Source organism: Faecalibacterium langellae (assembly GCF_002549775.1).
Lineage (GTDB): Bacteria > Bacillota > Clostridia > Oscillospirales > Ruminococcaceae > Faecalibacterium > Faecalibacterium langellae.
Genome location: NZ_NMTR01000021.1, coordinates 408,300 through 425,769, shown reverse-complemented (window position 1 = coordinate 425,769; position 17,470 = coordinate 408,300). Strand labels below are relative to the sequence as shown.

Annotated in this window: 18 protein-coding genes and 2 pseudogenes; 4 read left to right on the top strand and 16 right to left on the bottom strand. The window is 57.0% G+C overall.

Features of this window, described 5'->3' with window-relative positions; genetic code table 11:
- Positions 1-70 precede the first annotated feature (70 nt).
- The 11 genes and pseudogenes from CGS49_RS10530 to CGS49_RS10480 all read right to left on the bottom strand — a co-directional run bounded on the left by CGS49_RS10530 (position 71) and on the right by CGS49_RS10480 (position 8,712).
- A complete protein-coding gene (locus tag CGS49_RS10530) occupies positions 71-457 on the bottom strand; it encodes a TnpV protein (RefSeq protein WP_055192358.1) in 387 nt (128 codons plus the stop codon).
- Positions 454-2,394, bottom strand: a complete 1,941-nt coding sequence (locus CGS49_RS10525; RefSeq protein WP_097801774.1) for a recombinase family protein — start codon at positions 2,392-2,394, stop codon at positions 454-456. Before CGS49_RS10525 ends, CGS49_RS10530 begins: the two co-directional genes overlap by 4 nt.
- 103 nt (positions 2,395-2,497) lie before the next feature.
- Positions 2,498-3,025 (bottom strand): annotated as a pseudogene (locus CGS49_RS10520) (type IV secretory system conjugative DNA transfer family protein); the annotation flags it as partial.
- A complete protein-coding gene (locus CGS49_RS10515; protein WP_097801773.1) occupies positions 3,022-3,486 on the bottom strand; it encodes a PcfB family protein in 465 nt (154 codons plus the stop codon). The gene CGS49_RS10515 and the pseudogene CGS49_RS10520, both read right to left, overlap by 4 nt.
- 24 nt (positions 3,487-3,510) lie before the next feature.
- On the bottom strand, positions 3,511-3,948 hold the full coding sequence (locus tag CGS49_RS10510; protein ID WP_097801772.1) for a DUF3846 domain-containing protein: 438 nt from the start codon (positions 3,946-3,948) through the stop codon (positions 3,511-3,513).
- On the bottom strand, positions 3,935-4,072 hold the full coding sequence (locus CGS49_RS14230) for a hypothetical protein (RefSeq protein WP_179859068.1): 138 nt from the start codon (positions 4,070-4,072) through the stop codon (positions 3,935-3,937). The genes CGS49_RS10510 and CGS49_RS14230 overlap by 14 nt, the downstream gene beginning before the upstream one ends.
- 8 nt (positions 4,073-4,080) lie before the next feature.
- Positions 4,081-4,503, bottom strand: coding sequence for a hypothetical protein (locus CGS49_RS10505; protein WP_097801771.1), 423 nt, complete (start codon positions 4,501-4,503; stop codon positions 4,081-4,083).
- A 62-nt stretch (positions 4,504-4,565) separates the two neighbouring features.
- Positions 4,566-5,493 (bottom strand): annotated as a pseudogene (locus CGS49_RS10500) (ParB/RepB/Spo0J family partition protein).
- On the bottom strand, positions 5,450-6,283 hold the full coding sequence (locus CGS49_RS10495) for a ParA family protein (RefSeq protein ID WP_097770932.1): 834 nt from the start codon (positions 6,281-6,283) through the stop codon (positions 5,450-5,452). Before CGS49_RS10495 ends, CGS49_RS10500 begins: the two are co-directional and overlap by 44 nt.
- Positions 6,283-7,152 (bottom strand): replication initiator protein A, encoded by an 870-nt coding sequence (locus CGS49_RS10490; RefSeq protein WP_097801770.1) that lies wholly within the window; start codon positions 7,150-7,152, stop codon positions 6,283-6,285. Before CGS49_RS10490 ends, CGS49_RS10495 begins: the two co-directional genes overlap by 1 nt.
- 627 nt (positions 7,153-7,779) lie before the next feature.
- Entirely contained in the window at positions 7,780-8,712 is a 933-nt protein-coding gene (locus CGS49_RS10480; RefSeq protein ID WP_097801769.1) for an AEC family transporter, read from the bottom strand.
- A gap of 241 nt (positions 8,713-8,953) precedes the next feature.
- Between CGS49_RS10480 and yiaK the strand changes: the two genes are divergently transcribed.
- Positions 8,954-9,955 (top strand): 3-dehydro-L-gulonate 2-dehydrogenase, encoded by a 1,002-nt coding sequence (gene yiaK / locus CGS49_RS10475; protein WP_097801768.1) that lies wholly within the window; start codon positions 8,954-8,956, stop codon positions 9,953-9,955.
- Positions 9,956-10,025: 70 nt separating this feature from the next.
- Here the strand turns inward: yiaK and CGS49_RS10470 are convergent, their stop codons facing one another.
- Both CGS49_RS10470 and CGS49_RS10465 read right to left on the bottom strand, forming a co-directional pair.
- Entirely contained in the window at positions 10,026-10,925 is a 900-nt protein-coding gene (locus tag CGS49_RS10470; RefSeq protein WP_097801767.1) for an NAD(P)H-hydrate dehydratase, read from the bottom strand.
- Between the two features lie 149 nt (positions 10,926-11,074).
- Complete coding sequence (locus tag CGS49_RS10465; RefSeq protein ID WP_097801766.1) at positions 11,075-13,660, bottom strand: translation factor GTPase family protein; 2,586 nt, start codon at positions 13,658-13,660, stop codon at positions 11,075-11,077.
- Between the two features lie 192 nt (positions 13,661-13,852).
- On the opposite strand from CGS49_RS10465, the gene CGS49_RS10460 reads away from it, so the two are divergent.
- Both CGS49_RS10460 and CGS49_RS10455 read left to right on the top strand, forming a co-directional pair.
- Complete coding sequence (locus tag CGS49_RS10460) at positions 13,853-14,140, top strand: type II toxin-antitoxin system Phd/YefM family antitoxin (protein WP_097801765.1); 288 nt, start codon at positions 13,853-13,855, stop codon at positions 14,138-14,140.
- Positions 14,124-14,447: a type II toxin-antitoxin system RelE/ParE family toxin gene (locus CGS49_RS10455; RefSeq protein ID WP_097801764.1), complete on the top strand. Its 324-nt coding sequence runs from the start codon at positions 14,124-14,126 to the stop codon at positions 14,445-14,447. The genes CGS49_RS10460 and CGS49_RS10455 overlap by 17 nt, the downstream gene beginning before the upstream one ends.
- Positions 14,448-14,660: 213 nt before the next feature.
- Here CGS49_RS10455 and CGS49_RS14040 read toward each other — a convergent pair whose 3' ends face one another.
- The 3 genes from CGS49_RS14040 to CGS49_RS10445 all read right to left on the bottom strand — a co-directional run bounded on the left by CGS49_RS14040 (position 14,661) and on the right by CGS49_RS10445 (position 16,331).
- Positions 14,661-14,885 carry a hypothetical protein gene (locus tag CGS49_RS14040; protein ID WP_143405851.1) on the bottom strand — a complete coding sequence of 75 codons (225 nt, stop codon included), beginning with the start codon at positions 14,883-14,885 and terminating at the stop codon, positions 14,661-14,663.
- Between the two features lie 11 nt (positions 14,886-14,896).
- On the bottom strand, positions 14,897-15,442 hold the full coding sequence (locus CGS49_RS10450) for a hypothetical protein (RefSeq protein ID WP_097801763.1): 546 nt from the start codon (positions 15,440-15,442) through the stop codon (positions 14,897-14,899).
- Between the two features lie 451 nt (positions 15,443-15,893).
- The gene (locus tag CGS49_RS10445; protein WP_179859067.1) at positions 15,894-16,331 is read right to left on the bottom strand and encodes a hypothetical protein; all 438 of its coding nucleotides are present in this window, start codon (positions 16,329-16,331) and stop codon (positions 15,894-15,896) included.
- Positions 16,332-16,611: 280 nt separating this feature from the next.
- Here CGS49_RS10445 and CGS49_RS10440 point away from each other — a divergent pair, with 280 nt between their 5' ends.
- Entirely contained in the window at positions 16,612-17,457 is an 846-nt protein-coding gene (locus CGS49_RS10440) for a sigma-E processing peptidase SpoIIGA (RefSeq protein ID WP_097801762.1), read from the top strand.
- The last annotated feature ends 13 nt before the right edge of the window (positions 17,458-17,470 follow it).

Sequence of the window (17,470 nt, the reverse complement as noted above, 5' to 3'; positions counted from 1 at the left end):
CCTGTGCAGACCCGATGTAACAAAAAGACCGCCGTGCGTTGTGCAGGGCGGTCAGAGATGCGATATTGTATCAGACAAAAATCAGCTCAGTCTTGATGATCTCTTCGGCACGGTTGCGGATGCTGTTCATCCGGCGCACCCATTCCAGTTGATTGGCAGCTTTCAGGGCTTCGGTCACGCCCTCAGACTCCTGCATCTGTTGGACGGTCAATGCAAGCTGTTCCTCGGCTTGCTTGTCCAGCTTGGCAAGGTAGCCGCCCAGTTCACCGGACAGGAGCAGTTGGTTGTACCGGATGGGATGCTGCTCCTTCAGATATTTCTTATGTAAGCGACCCCACCGCCCGGTGGGGTGCTCTGCCGGGGCTGCTACGGTCAGGTTCGGCAGATAGTGGTCGTTGACAAGGGTATAGTCCAGACCGTTGGCATTGTCATGGATGTGCTTTTTCAGTTCGTTCATGCGGATTCTCCTTTCATTTCTTCAGGCGTTTCAAAAGACGGTTCTAATTGAATGGGGACTGTATCAGCAGGCTCCTGTTGAGCCAGCTTTTTATTTTGGGCATACTTGCGGCATCGTTCACGGCCTTTCTGCAAGAGGGCTTCATACTCTGCTGCCGCCTGTGAATCAGTTTTAGCCGCTTCACGCAGAGCCGCACGTTTCTTTTTGCGGTTTTCCCCGGCAGTTTTCTGATATTTCTTACGCTTGGCAAGTTGCTGTTCTGTAAGATTTTTCTTGTCGCCGCGACTAATCTCAATTTGACTAGGGAACGTATCACCGATAAAATTGAAGTAGATGTCGATTTGCTGCTGACGGTAGATCGTCCGTCCGCCGGATGCGGAATGAATGACCACTTTTTCTACCAGTTCGTACAGCATTTCATCTGTCAGCGTTTCACAGTCCTTGTATTTCCGAATCAGTTTGATAAAGCGTTTCAGATCAACCTTCGTTGTTTCAACGACGTCCAGTTCTTTCTTCAACTCGGCAATGCGAGCTTCGCAGACAGTTTGTTCCTCATCATATTGTGCCATCAACCGCCGATACTGTCGTTCGGGGATTTTTCCTAAGACGCTGTTTTCATATAGGCTCCGAATCAAAGCATCCAACTCGTCTATTCTTTTTTGAACTGAATGCAATTCTTTTTTACTTTCGGAAGATACCTGTGTGTTTTGATTTTCCCATGCAGCTTGAAGCTGCTCGGCAAACTCATCCTCATTTTCAATAATTTCTTTTGTCATCGCTTTGATTGCATTGAGAATAGCGGTTTCAATGGTTGAGGTCTTGATAAAATGGGATGTGCAGGAAACGTACATATTACGGTATTTGCTGCACTGCCATGAAGAATCCGAATCATACACTACATCAGAATCCCGATGTTTGGATTCGGGGCTGGAAAAGCTCATTCGGGAGCCACAGTCGGCGCAGAATACCATTCCGGCTAACCGGTGCGAGTATGTTCCACTCGGAAGTTTTTTCGGATTCCTCTTGCGCAGCCTCTGTGCTTTATCCCATGTTTCTTGGTCGATGATAGCCTCATGAGTGTTTTTGAATATAATCCTTTCTTCCGGGGTTGCAGCACGGCGCTTTTTCAACTTGAAGTTCTCACGGATACTTTTACATAGCACTGTATGGCCGAGGTATTCCTGCCGGTCAAGAATATAGGTCAAGGTGGTCGTATTCCACCGATAGGGGTCGTGGTACGAATGGTTTCGGGCAGCTTCGGGATGATGCCGTTCTTCGTATGCAGACGGAATCAGCACTTTTTCGTCCGAAAGCGTCTGACCGATTTGCGCAAGACTGGCACCGCTGGCTGCCATATCGAAGATCCTGCGGACAACGGCAGCGGCCTCCGCATCTATATGAAGGGTTTGCTTATCACCGGGAACCCGCTTATAACCGTAGGGAATACTGCCGCTGCACCGTTTGCCATCCTGCATCCGCGATTTGAAAACGGCACGGATTTTATTGCTGGTATCCTTAGCGTACCACTCGTTCATGATGTTCAGGAACGGAGTAAAGTCATTGTCCGTGGGATTGGCGCTGTCAACATTGTTGTTGATAGCGATGAACCGAACACCCTTGGAAGGAAACTGAATTTCTGTGTAAAATCCAACTTCCAGATAATTGCGTCCGAAACGGCTCATGTCCTTTACAATGACAGTTGCAATGTGCCCGGCTTCGATTTCGGCAATCATGGACTGGAAGCCGGGACGGTTAAAATTCGTTCCACTGTATCCATCGTCCGTAAAATGCTGGATGTTGTTAAAGCCGTTTTTGCGAGCGTAATCTTCCAGATACTTTTTCTGATTCAGAATGCTGTTAGATTCACCTTGCAGCTCATCATCTCTGGAAAGCCTTTCGTACAGTGCCGTGATTTTTCCTTGGTTGGATTTTGCCATAGTTTCACCTTCTTTTATTTTTAGTGGGAATACGATATGTAACAAAGATACGATACTTTTCTGATTTTGTAAACGCATCTTTGCTTTATCCTCGATAATTATAACCCTTCGGGTCAGTGACCACATAGGAACTGTGGCATTGAAGCAGGTTCGGTTTCAGCCAAAACCGGGTCTTGCCGCTGCCGGAGCCGCCCACCACCAGCACATTTTTGTTCCGGGCATTCTTGGGGTCAGGCGGACGGTTGGACATCATCAGGCGCTCTGTTTTGGTCAGAATGATATTGTCCTCAAACTTCGGAGCCATGAACGGCTCAATGTCCTTGGGGGTGCCCCACCGGGCAGAGCCATACTCCATGCCGTGGCGGTACTTCTTGGCGTTTTTACCACGCAAATAAACCGCCAGCCGCAGCCCTGCGCCGCAGCACAAGCCCACCAGCAGATCCAGCGGATGCAAGCTGGGCAGCGGGTTCGCAAATGCCAGCGGGATAGTGCCCATCATGGACATGATCTTATCGCCCAGTTCTTTGCCCTCCGCAAGCCGCCACGCTTCACCGAAGTTCGTTGCCGCCAGTCCCAGCAAAATATAAGGCAGATACAGTGCCAGTAGCTTTGTCAGCTTTTTCGTGGTCACAGTCCACGCTCCTGTTCCTTGTGCCGGACTTTGCCGGGGAGTTCTGCTGCTGCCTGCACCAGTTCATGCAGTTTTGCCAGCACCGAGGGGCGTTTGTCCTTGTTCAGCAGGGATGCCGAATACTCCTTGAACGCCGAGTTGAATGCTTCTGCGTCCGGGGCTTTGAAAAAGACCAGATACCGGGGCGGCATTTCAGAGCTGTCCTTGCGGATAGCGTAGTCGATGCCGTACTTTTTGGCATAGCGTTCCAGACCACGGATGCCGGTCTTGCTGATCTCCACGCCGGACACACCCCGGTTTTGCCGCAGAAGGGTGCGGACGCTTTGCTTACCTTGGGATGCCTTGGACTGGTACAGCTGAAACGCCGCCTTTACCGCCCGGAGGACAGTCCGGGCGGACAGCTTTGTGGTGGAGATCATAATGTTGAATGACTTCTGTTCGATTTCTTCCTGCACTGCCATCACCTCCCGTGCAGCAGGGTGATTTTAGCGGTCATGCTCTGCCGGGGGCTTAGTGCGGGGCTTTTCTGCGGGAGGTTCATCCGGCACCGGCAGCACCAGCAGATGGTTGCCCAGTTTCAGAAAGGCTTCCGGCTGATGAAAAAGCTGCTCGTACTTCTGCGCCAGTTCCGGGGTCAGGGATGCGAAATCCTCCTCGCCCAGACCCACTACCAGAAAGTCTCCGGCAACGGCATCGTACATCTGCACGTCCTCGTCCCGCAGGGCACGGTTCAACGGCAGTCCCATGAGCTTACCATCGTCATTGCAGATGATAGCCACCGGGTCTGCAAAGGGGTAAACAGCAGCAATCGTGCCGCCCACCGCCTCCTGCAAGGCTTTCAGGTTGTTGTCAATCTCGACCTGCTGCGGATACTGTCCCGGCGCAATTTTCAGCACCGAAAGGGTATTTTCATTCTGTTCCATTATCATTCTCCTCAAAGATGGTGCTCTCCTGCCCGACATGGGCGGCGTTCAGCAGAGCCGCTGCGAAGAAACCGAAAATGGCACCCGCTTCAAAAAATGCGAAACCGATAAAAAAGTTCAGCATAGCACACCTCAGTCGATGCAGATGCAGGGCAACTTCTGGTCGTCTGCCATCAGGGTGATGCTGTGGCTTGCCAGATACTTCTGGAACAGGTAGACCTCATCAATGGTCAGCGAGATGACCTCGCCGTCCATGTTGGTGCGGACCAGAATCACCGGGCCGGTCAGGTAGTGCTTGCCGCCCATTTTCAGCACCTGCGCCGGATTGTAGCAGAGCAGCAGCGAGGTGTTGGGAAGGTTCAAGCAGGCATCGTCCTCGTCAAAGCAGGGCAGGATGTCGTGAGCCTCGTCCAGCGTGATGACGGTCAGTTCCATATCCGGGGCAATGGCTGCGAGGTAGACCTCGCCGCCCCGGTTTGCCGCCAGTGCAGCGCAGATACGCACGTCAATGGTGATCTCCTCGGAGCGGATGGTACAGGTAGCGTTGTTTTTCATAGGCTTTTCTCCTTTTGATTGCAAAAGAAAAGACCCCATCGGGTCTTTCGTTACGGTATAAGTCAGCGTTCATTCTGCCGTTGCTGTTTGCGTTGCCACTGTTCAAGCAGCTTGATGATAGTGTCCTCCATCTGCTTCGGGGTGAAGCTGCGCGGGAAATATTTCCGCAGGGTGTCGTTTTTGATGACAACCTTGTCCAGCTCGTCCTTTTTCTCTTCTCCCATGACCGCAAAGGCAACGTCATACGAGAAGTGCCCTTCCTGCGCCAGCTTTTTAAGCCGCTGCGCTTGGGATAAAGATGGTGCATTCTGGGTGTCGTTCATCGCTTCTAAAAAAATCCCGCTGTTGGCTTTCGTCCAGATAGGACAACTCCACAGCGGGATTGAAGGCAATTTTCTTTTCGTCCACCATGTCCAGCAGTTCCGGGATAAGGTTGGTCAGGCGGATAAAACGCTGGACTTGGTTGCGACTTTCACCTAAATCCTGCGCCACTTTTTCATCCGCTCGCAACTTCGTCCCAATTTGGGACGAAGTTAAATCCGACCTAGCACCTTGATTTTTTAGGGCTTCCAGCTTCATTTTGTAGGCGAAAGCCCTTTCACTGGGCAGGATATTCTCACGTTGGAGATTGCTATCCACCATGAGCAAAACGGCGGCATCATCATCCATATTGCGGACAATGACCGGCAGGGTTTCCAGCCCGGCAAGCTGTGCAGCGTGCTGACGGCGGTGCCCGGAGATGATCTCATAGCCACCCTCCGGGCGAGGGCGGGCAATCAGCGGAGAAAGCACGCCGTACTGTTCCACGCTTTCCACCGTGCGCTGCATGGATTCATCATCCAAAACCTTAAATGGATGATTCTTGAAAGGGAACAGCTCCCCGATGGGAATCTGCTGCACCTGCTCTCGCTGCTGCTCCTGCCGGGATTCTTCTGTGGAGAAAATATCATCTGCCCCTTTCAGCGACACGTTTAAGCTGCCTTTCGGCATTCGCCATCACCTCCTCGGTCAGAGATTTATAGGCTTCTGCCACCTTGCCTTTGGGGTCGTGCTGGAAAATGCTCTTACCCACGGCACTGATCTCCGCAGCGCGGACAGACCGGGGAATGGTCTGGTCGAACACCTTGATCTTGCTGCCGTAAGCACCCCGAATCAGGTTGTCGATCTGCTGCCCATAGTTGGTGCGGCTATCTGTCATAGTCAGCAGAATGCCCTCAATTTTCAGCTTCGGGTTGATCTGCCGCCGGACCTTTTGGACGGTCTGTAAAAGCTGTTCCAAGCCTTTCGCGGACAGGTACTGCGCCTGCACGGGAATTAGAGTGGTGTCTGCTGCTGCCAAGGCATTGACGGTCAGCATCCCAAGGGAAGGAGTGCAATCCAGCAGAATGAAATCATAGTCGTGCTTTGCACTGTCCAGCACCTGTTTCAGCATCTTTTCCCGGTTCATGCAGTTGACAAGGGAAACTTCCAGCCCTGCCAGTTCAATGTTGGCAGGGATCAGGTCAACGCCCTCTGCATGGTGCAGGATGCCTTCACCGGGCGGAATGCTCTGGTCATTCATGGCTTTTGCCATCAGGGTGGAAAGGGTGGTGGGCAATTCATCGGGCTGCTGCCAGCCCATGCTGATGGTCAAGCTGCCCTGCGGGTCAGCGTCTACCAACAGGACTTTCTTGCCCTCCATCGCCAGCCCAATGCCCAGATTTTCGCAAGTAGTGGTCTTGCCAGTGCCGCCTTTCTGGTTGACGATGGCAATCGTGGTTGCTTTCTTTGAAATTTTCATCACCCCCGCATCGCTAAGTCGTGGTTGGTTTGGTTCTGGTAGGAAAGCTGCATCGTGGTGGGTGCGTTGTACAGAGAAGCGAGCAGATATTGTTTCATGTTTCGGATTGGGCTGCTGTTCTCTGCAAGGCACTTCAGCACAAAACGGATATGGTCGGCGTTTAGCTTCATAAAGCGGCTACGCACCACCTCGGCAGGCTTATCGTCTCCGGCGATGTGTAGCAGCTTGCGGTTGGTGGCACAGGTATCCACCAGCAAATTCACGATTTGATAGATGGTATCCTCATCATCCGGGCAGAGCCGAAGCAATAAATCCACCTCTAAAGACTGCGAAAAATATTCTTCCAGTTGGTTGCGTTTGCTCATCCCCTCCGATTCTTCAGAATAGAAAGGATCCGTCTCACTCATTTCAGTATCATTCTCTTTAGTCTTATTACATCGTGATTTTGCAGGGTCTTGACACGCGATTTTGAAGCCACAAGAATCGTCATTATCACGATTCTTGACACGCTCTTTTGAAGATTCTGCCGAAAAGTTCTTCACATACACCAAACTTGGCTTTCCCTGCCCTCGGCGTTTTCGTTCAATCAGACCAAACTTTTCAAGTTCCCGGAGCAGCTTGGTCGCTTTGTTGTCTGCGCAACACAAAGTCCTCTTGACATCCTCTATCGTGAAGATGATGAACACCCGGTTCTGCTCGTCCAGCCAGCCATTTTTCACAGACAGGCTCATGCGGTCCAGCAGGATGCCGTACAGGGTTTTGGCATCGGTTGACAGATCTTGAAACCGCTGCTCCTGAAAAAGAGCCTTTGGAATGCGGAAGAACGAAAAGAGTTCTCCGGCCTGTCCGTAAAAGTAGTCAAGGGTCATACGGTTGTGTCAAGGGCTGAAAGCAACAATGAGATATAAACATTGTAAAAAACCTCCGGTGAAAAAATTTATTGAGGAATGAAAAAAGCGCAACTTCGATTTTGGCGGTCGAAATTGCGCTATGTAATTTGAAATAGAAGAGTATTGACTCACTTTAGCGGCATGAATGATATGAAACATCTTGACAGCAGGTAAATCCGACTGTAAAATACAGCCAAATGAATTCTGTGCCTAAATTGTTCTCATGCAGCTATGCTGATTGTTGGACAGAAAAACACTTTTCAACCGAATTTGGCGTATTAACGCCAAATCATACCCATTCACACACGCTTTTCTGGGGGTGCGTTTCAAGGTGGTTCGGGAGAGCGCTTGCATGGCATGCAAGAGGTCACCGGTTCGATCCCGGTATTCTCCACCAGACCTAAGACACTGCACAGAAATGTGTGGTGTCTTTTTTGTTTTGCGGCCACCCGGATCGCGTGCTGCTTTGTTTTTACCTCAACTTGTAAAAATGCGTTTCCCGGCGCGGCTGCCCGCCTCCCCCGCCCGATCGCAAAAACGCCCGGCAGGCTGATCCCAAACCAGCCGCCGGGCGTCGTTTTCTGTCAAAAAATTTCTGTGCGGGGGTTACAGCAGGGTGTCGAACAGGCCGATCATCACCGGCATCGACAGGATGGAAAGCAGGGTCGTCACCACATACAGTGCGCTGGAGTGGGCCGCGTCGCGGTCGTACAGCTGGGCCATGGAGGTGGTGGTGGTGCAGGCGGGCGTGATGGCCGCCAGATACACCGTCATGAGGATGTTCTTGCCGTCCGCCACAAAGGTCTGCGCATGGCAGGCCCACAGCAGCAGCAGGATGACGAACGGGCAGGCCAGCAGCCGCAGGAACGCCACCAGATAGTTGCGCTTTGTGCAGAACACCCTGCGCAGCGGGCTGTCCGCGATGGCCATGCCGGCCAGCAGCATCCCGATGGGGCCCACCATGCTGCCCATGCTGCTCACCGGGCTCTGCAGCAGCGCGGGCAGGCGCAGGTTCAGCAGATACATGGCAGCACCGGCCAGAATGGCCAGGATGTTCGGGTTTTCCAGCAGCTTTTTCCACTCAAAGGAAAAGCTGCCCTGCAGGCAGGCATTGGCGTGGGTCCAGATGAGCACCGTCTGCACGATGATGAACGCGCAGGAATAGATGACATACTCACTGCCCAGCAGCGCCTGCACCAGCGGGATGACCAGCGCACCCGCATTGCTGTAGATGGTGTTCACCTGCTCGATCACGTCCAGCTTCAGCGGGCGGCGCAGCAGCGCTGTCATGGCCAGCAGCACCACATGCATCGCCGCCGCAACGGCCATGGCGTAAACAAGGCCCCTGCGGATCTCGGGCGTATCGTCGATCTGGAACGCGTTCAGGATCATGCAGGGGCACACCAGATACACCATGAGCACCGAGACCACTTTGCTGTCGCTGGCTTTCAGCAGCCCGGTCTTCACCACGGCGTAACCCATGAGCAGGATCAAAAACAGCTGTGTGATCTGCTGGGCCAATAGAATGCTGATCTGCATCGTTTTTCCTCTTTTCCGCGTTTCATGCTGTTCTGCCCCTCGGCAGACGATTCAAGGCTAATATATCAGTTTATCTTTTCTTTTGCAATGTCACTTTTCTACAAATTCCGCACGGATTTTTTAGCGCTCTCGCCCACCCTTCTGCCCTTGCGCCGCCCGGGGCTGCTTGCTATAATGAAAGCGTCGCCCGCTGTGCCGTGCGCACCGGGCAAAACAGCTGAAACAACGGAAGGTTGCACCCATGCGAGTACCTTATGAAACCATGCTGGCCGAGTTTGAGCGCGTGCTGAAGAAATACGGCTTCAGCCCGGAGCGTGCCCACGAAGCCGCCGAAATTTTTGCCCAGAACAGCCTGGCGGGCGTGTTCAGCCACGGGCTGAACCGCTTCCCCCGGGTGGTGGAATACCTGCGCAAGGGCGAGATCGACCCCGCCGCCGAGGCCGTGTGTACTGCCAGCTTCGGTGCCATGGAGCGCTGGGACGGCCAGCGCGGCTTCGGCCCGCTGAACGCCCGCCACGCCATGGCCCGCGCCGTGGAGCTGGCCCATCAGTTCGGCATCGGCATGGTGGCGCTGGGCAACAACAACCACTGGATGCGCGGCGGCACCTACGGCTGGCAGGCGGCGGACGCGGGCTGCATCGGCATCTGCTGGTCCAACACCTGCCCCAACATGCCCGCATGGGGCGCGAAGGACAGCCGCATCGGCAACAACCCGCTCATCCTCGCCGTGCCGCGCGCCAGCGGCGAACACATCATGGTGGACTGCGCCCTGAGCCAGTTCAGCTACGGCAAGCTGGAGACCCTGCGTCTGGCAGGCAAACAGCTGCCGGTGGCGGGCGGCTACGACGAGAACGGCCAGCTCACCACCGACCCTGCCGCCATTGAAAAGACCCACCGCATGGTGCCCATCGGCTACTGGAAGGGCAGCGGCCTTTCCATCCTGCTGGACATGATCGGCACCATCCTCACCGGCGCAAACTCGGTGGCGAAGGTGGGCACCTTTGGCGACGAAGTGGGCCTGACCCAGATCATGATCGCCATCGACCCGGCAAAGTTCCAGTCGGCTGACCTGACCGACGCCGTCATTGACGCCATCGCCGCCGACGTGGCCGCCAGCGAGCCCGCCGAGCCGGGCCGCGAGGTGCGCTGCCCCGGCATGGGCGAGCACCGCAGCCGCAAAGAGAACATGGAACTCGGTATCCCGGTGGCCGAGGAAAAGTGGGCCGAAGTGCTGGCGATGTAAGCCGCCTTTGCCCGGGAAATACGCAGACAAAAACGGACTGCCGCACAAAAAACATGCGGCAGTCCGTTTTTTATCTCTGATGCTCTGCAAATATCCGGCCCAGCTGCGGCAGGATGTCGTGGGGCAGCATCCCATATTCGCCCAGAACTGCCGCAGTGCGGTCGGCGGCGGCACCGTGCAGGTACACCGCGCAGGCGGCGGCTTCAAAGGCGGGCAGGCCGCAGGCCAGCAGCGCCGCCGTCATGCCGGAAAGCACATCCCCGCTGCCGCCCCGGGCAAGGCCGGGGTTGCCGGTGGGGTTCACGCACGCCCGGCCATCCGGCGCGGCCACCACGGTGCGGCTGCCCTTCAGCACCACCACGGCATTCCATTTCTGCGCATAGGTGCGTGCAGTTTCTTCCCGGTCGGCGTTGATCTGTGCCGCCGAAAGCCCGGTCAGCCGGGCCATCTCGCCGGGGTGCGGGGTGACGATCAGCTCCCCCGCCGGGTGTGGGAAGGCTTCCCCTGCCGCCAGCAGCTGCGCGGCGGCGTTCAGGCCGTCGGCGTCCAGCACGGCGCTGCCCGCAAAGGCAGGCAGAAGGGTCTGCACCAGCGCGCGCGTCTCGGCCGCGCGGGCCGCGCTCTGAGCCGCCCCGCCGAGGCCGGGCCCCAGCAGCAGCACCGTGGCCTTCTGGCGCTGGATGCGCGGGATGCTCTCCGGCGAGATGCCGCCCTCGGCACCCGCGATGCAGGGGCACAGGCAGCACTCCGGCGTGCGGGCCACGGCGGCGGCCAACACCGGTTCCACGCTGGCCAGCGTCACGATGCCGGCCCCGGTGCGCAAGGCACCCTCGGCGGCCAGCAGCGCCGCCCCGCGGTAATAGGCACTGCCCGCCACCGCCAGCACGGTGCCGAAGGTGCCTTTGTGGCTGTCGCGGGCGCGGCGCGGGATGTTCTGCCAGACAAATTCTTCGGTGATCTCCACTGCCATAGGCACTCCTCCACGATTTAAAATGGCTTCCGCTTCGCTCTAGCCATATCAGCGGAATTTTCTTTTTTATATTCGCGTTTGTCGCGGCCTGCGGGCCGCTCCAAACGCCTTTTCACGGGTGGGGTCGTAACGGGAAACGGCATCTTTTCTCACACTTCGCCCTGCACCAATTGCCGTATCTGCTTTTCCACGTTCTGCACTTCCTCGTGGAACATCCGGGCCGAGACGCGCAGGGCCCCGTGGCCCAGGATGATGATCTGCTCCATGCCGTCCGAGGTGGCCACGCGGACGCGGCGGTTCTTGCCGATCTCGTGGGTGACGTGCTCAATGAACATGTCAGCGGTCTCGGCTTCCTTGGTGTACACCACATGGATGTTGTGGTACTGCTCGATGCTGCCCGGGCTGCCCGGCACGCGGTAGGCGTCGAACACGAGGATGAGGTTGCACTTCTGGTAGCCCTGATAGTTGCACAGAATGTCCATCAGCTTGTGGCGGGCAAGATCGAGGCTCTCCTTCGCGAGGGCGTTCAGCTCGTCCCACGCAAAGATGATGTTGTAGCCGTCCACCAGCAGATACTCCGGCGCGAGGGTCCACTGCTCGGCGGCAAAATCCGGGCGCTCGCGCTTTTGCACCGGGCGGAAGGCCGCCAGCGGGTCCCGCTTGATGGGCCCGTAGGTACGCTCAAAAATCTTGAGCAGCTCGGCGTCTTCTTCCAGCGTGGCGCGGTAGGCGGCGGCCCGGCGCTGCGGGGCGGCAGGCGCTTCCGGCCGGGCGGGCTTCGCCTTGCCCCAGCCGCTTTCCACATGCATATGGCTGCGCACCTCGTTCCACGGCACCACGAACCCGGCCCCGTGGGCGCAGAACACCGAGTCGGCGGGGTTGTCGAGGTCGTGCTCCGGCTCGTAGCCGCTGGCCTCGATCACCTCCTGCGCGTTGTGGCAGGGGCGGTAGCCGTCCAGCGTCAGACTCACACGGCCCCGGCCCCGGGTGTAGCTGACCACCTCCATGGGGTAGCTGCGCATGGCGGCCACCGGTGCAAAGCCGGTGAGCACAGCGGTGTCCTCCCCGCTTTCGGGCGGGTCGAAGCTGCCCTCCATGCGCTGGATGTCGGTCATGGCGCGGCCGATGTTCTCGGCGGGCACCTCCAGCCGGAAAGCGTACCACGGCTCCAGCAGCTGGCACTTTGCCAGCATCAGGCCCTGCCGCACCGCGCGGTAGGTGGCCTGCCGGAAGTCGCCGCCTTCGGTGTGCTTGAGGTGTGCCCGGCCCGCGATGAGGGTAATTTTCATATCAGTGAGCGGTGCGCCGGTCAGCACGCCCACATGCTGCTTTTCTTCCAGGTGGGTCAGCACAAGGCGCTGCCAGTTCTTGTCCAGCACTTCCTCGCGGCAGTCGGCGGCAAACTGCAGCCCGCTGCCCCGGGGCAGGGGTTCCAGCAGCAGATGCACCTCGGCGTAGTGGCGCAGGGGTTCGTAGTGGCCCACGCCCTCCATGGGCTCGGTGATGGTCTCCTTATAAAGGATGCCCCCGGGGCCGAACTCCACGTTCAGCCCGAAGCGCTGGGCCAGCAGGCTGCGCAGCACTTCCAGCTGCACCTCGCCCATGAGCTGGACGTGAATCTCACCCAGCGTCTCGTTCCACACAACGTGCAGCTGGGGTTCCTCCTCCTCCAGCCGGTGCAGCTGGCCCAGAGCGGCGTGCACGTCGGCCCCCTCCGGCAGCAGCACCTGGTAACTAAGCACCGGCTCCAGCACGGGCAGGTCACTGTCCCGCTCGGCACCAAGGCCCTCGCCCGGGCGTGCCTGGGTCAGGCCGGTGACGGCGCACACCTGCCCCGGGCCGATGCGTTCGGCCAGCGTATACTTTGCACCGGAGTACAGCCGCAGCTGGTTGGCCTTTTCGGCCCAGGGGGTGCCGTCCACTTCGCCGGTGAGCTGGGCTTTCACCTTCAGTTCCCCGCCGGTGACCCGCAGCCAGGTCAGCCGCGCGCCCTGCTCGTCCTGCGAGACCTTGAACACCCGGGCACCAAAGGCATCCAGCGCCGGGGCCGGGCGGGTGAAGCGGTCCAGCCCGGCCAGAAACTCGTCCACGCCGTCCAGACGCAGCGCCGCGCCGAACCAGCACGGGAACACATGCCGCCGCGCCACAGCGGGCATAATGTCGGCATCGGTCAGCTGCCCGGCTTCCAGCTGCTTTTCCATGAGCTGCTCGTCGCACAGGGCCAGCGCCTCGTCCCGGGCGGGCTGTGCCGCGCCGAAATCCACGAAGCCCTCCCCCAGCCGCCGGTTCAGCTGGGCCAGCAGTTCTTCCCGGCGCAGGCCGGGCAGGTCGGTCTTGTTCACGAACACGAACGTGGGCACCCGGTAGCGCCGCAGCAGCCGCCAGAGCGTCTCGGTGTGGCTCTGCACACCGTCGGTGGCGCTGACCACCAGCACCGCGTAGTCCAGCACCTGCAGGGTGCGCTCGGTCTCGGTGGAGAAATCCACATGGCCGGGGGTGTCCAGCAGGGTGATGTCCGTGCGGCCCGCCGTCAGCAGCGCCTGCTTGGAAAAAATGGTGATGCCGCGCGCCTTTTCCAGCGCGTCGGTATCCAGAAAGGCGTCCTTGTGGTCCACGCGGCCCAGCTTGCGGATGGCACCGGCGCGGTAGAGCATGGCCTCCGAGAGGGTGGTCTTGCCGGAGTCCACATGGGCCAGGATGCCCAGAACGATCTGTTTGCGGGTTGTTTCTTCCATCGGCTTCTCCTGTCTGCAAAAATTCTCTTTTATTGTAGCACGATGAAAGAAAAAAGGAAAGCGGCGGGCGCTTTTTGCCGCGCCCTGAAAAGTGCAGGAATTTCTTTTCCGCGTTGACATTATTGTACAATACAGATATAATAAAATCAGAATATTACTATATCTTACCGTGTTAAGGCAGGAGGTGCTTTTATGAATATCCGTCCCTCTGCGGCGATCCGCCAGAACTACAACGAGATTGCCGATTTATGTCGGAAGACCGCCGAACCGATTTTTCTCACCAAAAACGGCGAAGGTGATCTCGTTGTTATGGATATCGAAACCTATAACCGCCGTGAAAAAATGCTGAAGCTACGCGAAGAACTGCTCTCGGTGGAGGAAGACCGCCTGCGCGGAAGCGAAGGCTATTCCGTTGGCGAGGTCACTTCTATGATGCGCAGCGCCATCCGGGAGGCAGTCGGCGATGGAACAGCAGAATAAAAAATACCGCGTGGTCGTCTCGGCACGGGCGGCGCAGATGCTTGTTTCCCACGCCGCCTTTCTGGCACAGGCCAGCACAGCCGCTGCGCAGCGCTTGACCGCCGAGTTTGAAAAGGCTGCCAACTCGCTGGAATTCATGCCCCAGCGCTGCCCATGGCTGACCGGGGATTATATCCCACGAAACACATACCGCTTTATCTTATTCGAAAAGCGGTACATGCTCATTTTCCAAATCATGGAAAGCACGGTCTATGCCGATTATGTGGTAGACTGTCGGCAGGATTACGACTGGCTCCTCCGCAGATAAACAAGAAAACGGTGGCATCTGCAAAATTGCAGCGTGTCACCGTTTTTTAGCGGGCAAAAAATGTCTCCCCATGGGACACATCACTTGCGTGAGAGGTGCGGGGAGTCCTGTCGATATTATGTGCCCCATCCAAAAGAATGGGGCTAAACATTTGCACTCGACTATTTATCAGTCGCATATCGAGCAGCGACAAACATTTGAAAGGTCGGTCTTTCAACACGCTGTATCACCAAAAAGCGGTCTTACTGTACTGATAGGAACACCGTTGCGGCGCGCTTTATCATGTTCATATTCTACACGGGTCACTTCTTCAACAAAAGCCTTCTCCTTCGGCGTGGCTGTAGACCAGGTGACATTGAACCGGCGGCAGACCTGATAAAACGTGCGGTAAAAGGCATCGCGCTCCGTATCTCGCACAAAATATTCCTTTGCCTCCATCAAACAACACCTCATTTCAAATAGGTCACAAAAACCTTCATCGCGGCTTCCCCCGAAAGTTCATATCGAGGTGCGCCGCCAAAACTTGGCAGGGGACTTGCTCCATAATCTCGGACATAATGTTCTGCCAGTTCTGGGACTTTTGCTTCAAACGTAACCGTTCCACCACATTCATGATCAATCGAAAGCTTAATGCCATACGCGATAAGGACACGACCGATTCCCTGATATTTTTTAGTTCTTCCTACAATTGTCGGGTTGCTTTCCGGCTGACTCTCAATGTATGTGATATGGACCATGACATCATTTTCCAATATTTCATAAGCCGCAAGTGCAACCAGTTCGCCTTCGGCCGTTTTCAATGCATACTTCTCGAAGGCTGCATCCTGCATATAATCAGACATCCAGCTTGTCTGCCATACCGGTTCCTTTTCTGTTTGTTTTGCGTCGGATCGATTCATGCGTCTGATCTTCACATCAATTCTCTGAGCATCTTCCGATCTCACGATAAATGGCACAAATTTTCCCATATCATTTTCCTTGTCAAAACAAAACATCTGAGCGTCTCCAGTTTTATTATACTCGCTCCGTTCTGGAATCGCAACTGGTTTTCTGTTTTAAACATTGGATCTCGCTGGAAAAGCACAAGCTCTCCCTTCGGGAGAAGGCTTCCGGGCCGTAGAGCAAAGGTCCCGCCCTCTCAGGCGCTTACGCGCCAGCTCTCCCAAAGGGAGAGCCAAGGGCATTCCGGGAGTGCTTCTTGCCTCTCCCTTTGGGAGAGGTGGATGCGACCAACGGGAGCAGACGGAGAGGGCGATAGGCTCCCCCTTCGGGGACAGCTGGCAAACCCGGCAGGGTTTGACTGAGAGGGTTCCCGCACAACAAAAACCCCGCACACAGTGGTTGCCCATTGTGTGCGGGGTTCTGACTCAGCATTCCGCCAAATCAGCCGTTACCAGCTGCTTTGGTGTACACCTCAAATCAATTCAAATCCGTAGATTTAAACGATTACTTGTGGGCGATCCAACCGCCGTTCTTGCCAACAGTGTTGTCGTTCAGGGTCAGGCCGATATCGCCATTGCCCAGAGCGTAGATAGCAGACAGGTTGCCAGCAACCTGCAGGCCAACGTTAGCCAGAGCGTTCAGCAGGCCCCAGCCCTCGGTCTCGCCAACCTTCATGTTATTCTTCCACATGGTCTCAATGCCATCAGCATAGCCCTTGGTCAGAGCGCCAACGCGATAGCTGCCAGAGAAGATACCAGTCAGAACAGCGCCCAGGCCAGCATTCAGATAGCCGTTACCGACGATCATGATCAGGTTCTTGTTGAACTTCTGCCAGTTCTCAGCCTTCATGGCAGGAGCCAGGTAGTCAGCCAGAGAAGCGCCACCAACAACGTAGGTCAGTTCGTTTTCTGCAACAGCAGAGAAGTTTGCAGGCATCATCATAATGAATTACTCCCTTCAAAATATGAAAGATATTTTTGTAAGCCACTGTGGTGTGGCTTACTATCCTTGTTCGGATGGCAATAATATACCACACTTTCCAGCAATGTTCAAGCCCTTTTTGAAAAAAAGTGTGAAAACTGTGAAACTGTGTGAATAGATGTGAAATTTTTCTATCAAATTGCTTACAAAAGGTCCCATTTACCCCCGTTTGACAGAAATTTCCAGCCCAAAAACGGATACTGAAAGTCCCCCCACCCTGTGCCCCAAAGGAGGCTTGCGCGTGAAAACGGTGCTTTATCTCGACGAGCTGCTGCTGGTGAACTTTGCCCTTGGGGCGGCGCTGCTGCTGGGGGCCGGGCTGCTGGCGGGGCGCAGCTGCACCGGGGCGCGGCTGCTGGCGGGCAGCGGGGCGGCGGCGCTGGCCTCGCTGGGCCTGCTGCTGCCGGAGCTGCCCGGGCCGCTGGCGGTGCTTTACAAAGCCGCCACCTGCTGCGGGGCAGTGGCTGCGGCCTACGGCGTGCCGGGGCGGCGGGGCTTTGCCCGGCTGTGCGGGTGGTACGCCCTGCTCAACCTGCTGCTGGGCGGGGCGGTGCTGCTGCCCGGGGCCCAGAGCGCGAACCTGTGCCTTTACCTGCCGCTTTCCCCCGGGCGGCTGCTGGCGGCCTGCGCGGCGGTGTATGCCCTGCTGCGCGGGGTGGTGTACTGCTTTGGCCGGGCGCAGGGGCGCAGCTTTGCCGCCGTGCTGGTGTGCGGCAGCGCCCGGGTGCCGGTGCAGGCTTTTTGCGACACCGGCTTTGCCGTGCAGGACCCGCTCACCGGCCGGGCCGTGGCGCTGGCCTACTACCCCGCCGTGCGCGGTGCCCTGCCCGGGGCGCTGCAAACCTTTCTGGACGCCCACTTTGCGGGGCGCTCTCCCCTGCCGCCGCCGGGGCTGGGGGTGCGGCTGGTGCCCTGCACCACCCTTGCGGGGCCCTGCCTGCTGCCCGCCGTGCCGGGGCTGCGCCTGCAGGCCGGCCAGCGGCAGGCGCAGGGCTTCCTCACCGCGTTTTACTGCCCCGCCGCCCCGCCGGACCACTGGACCCTGCTGCTGGGGCCGGAGCTGGCTGAGAGGCTTCACCCCTTATAAAAAAGGAGGTCTG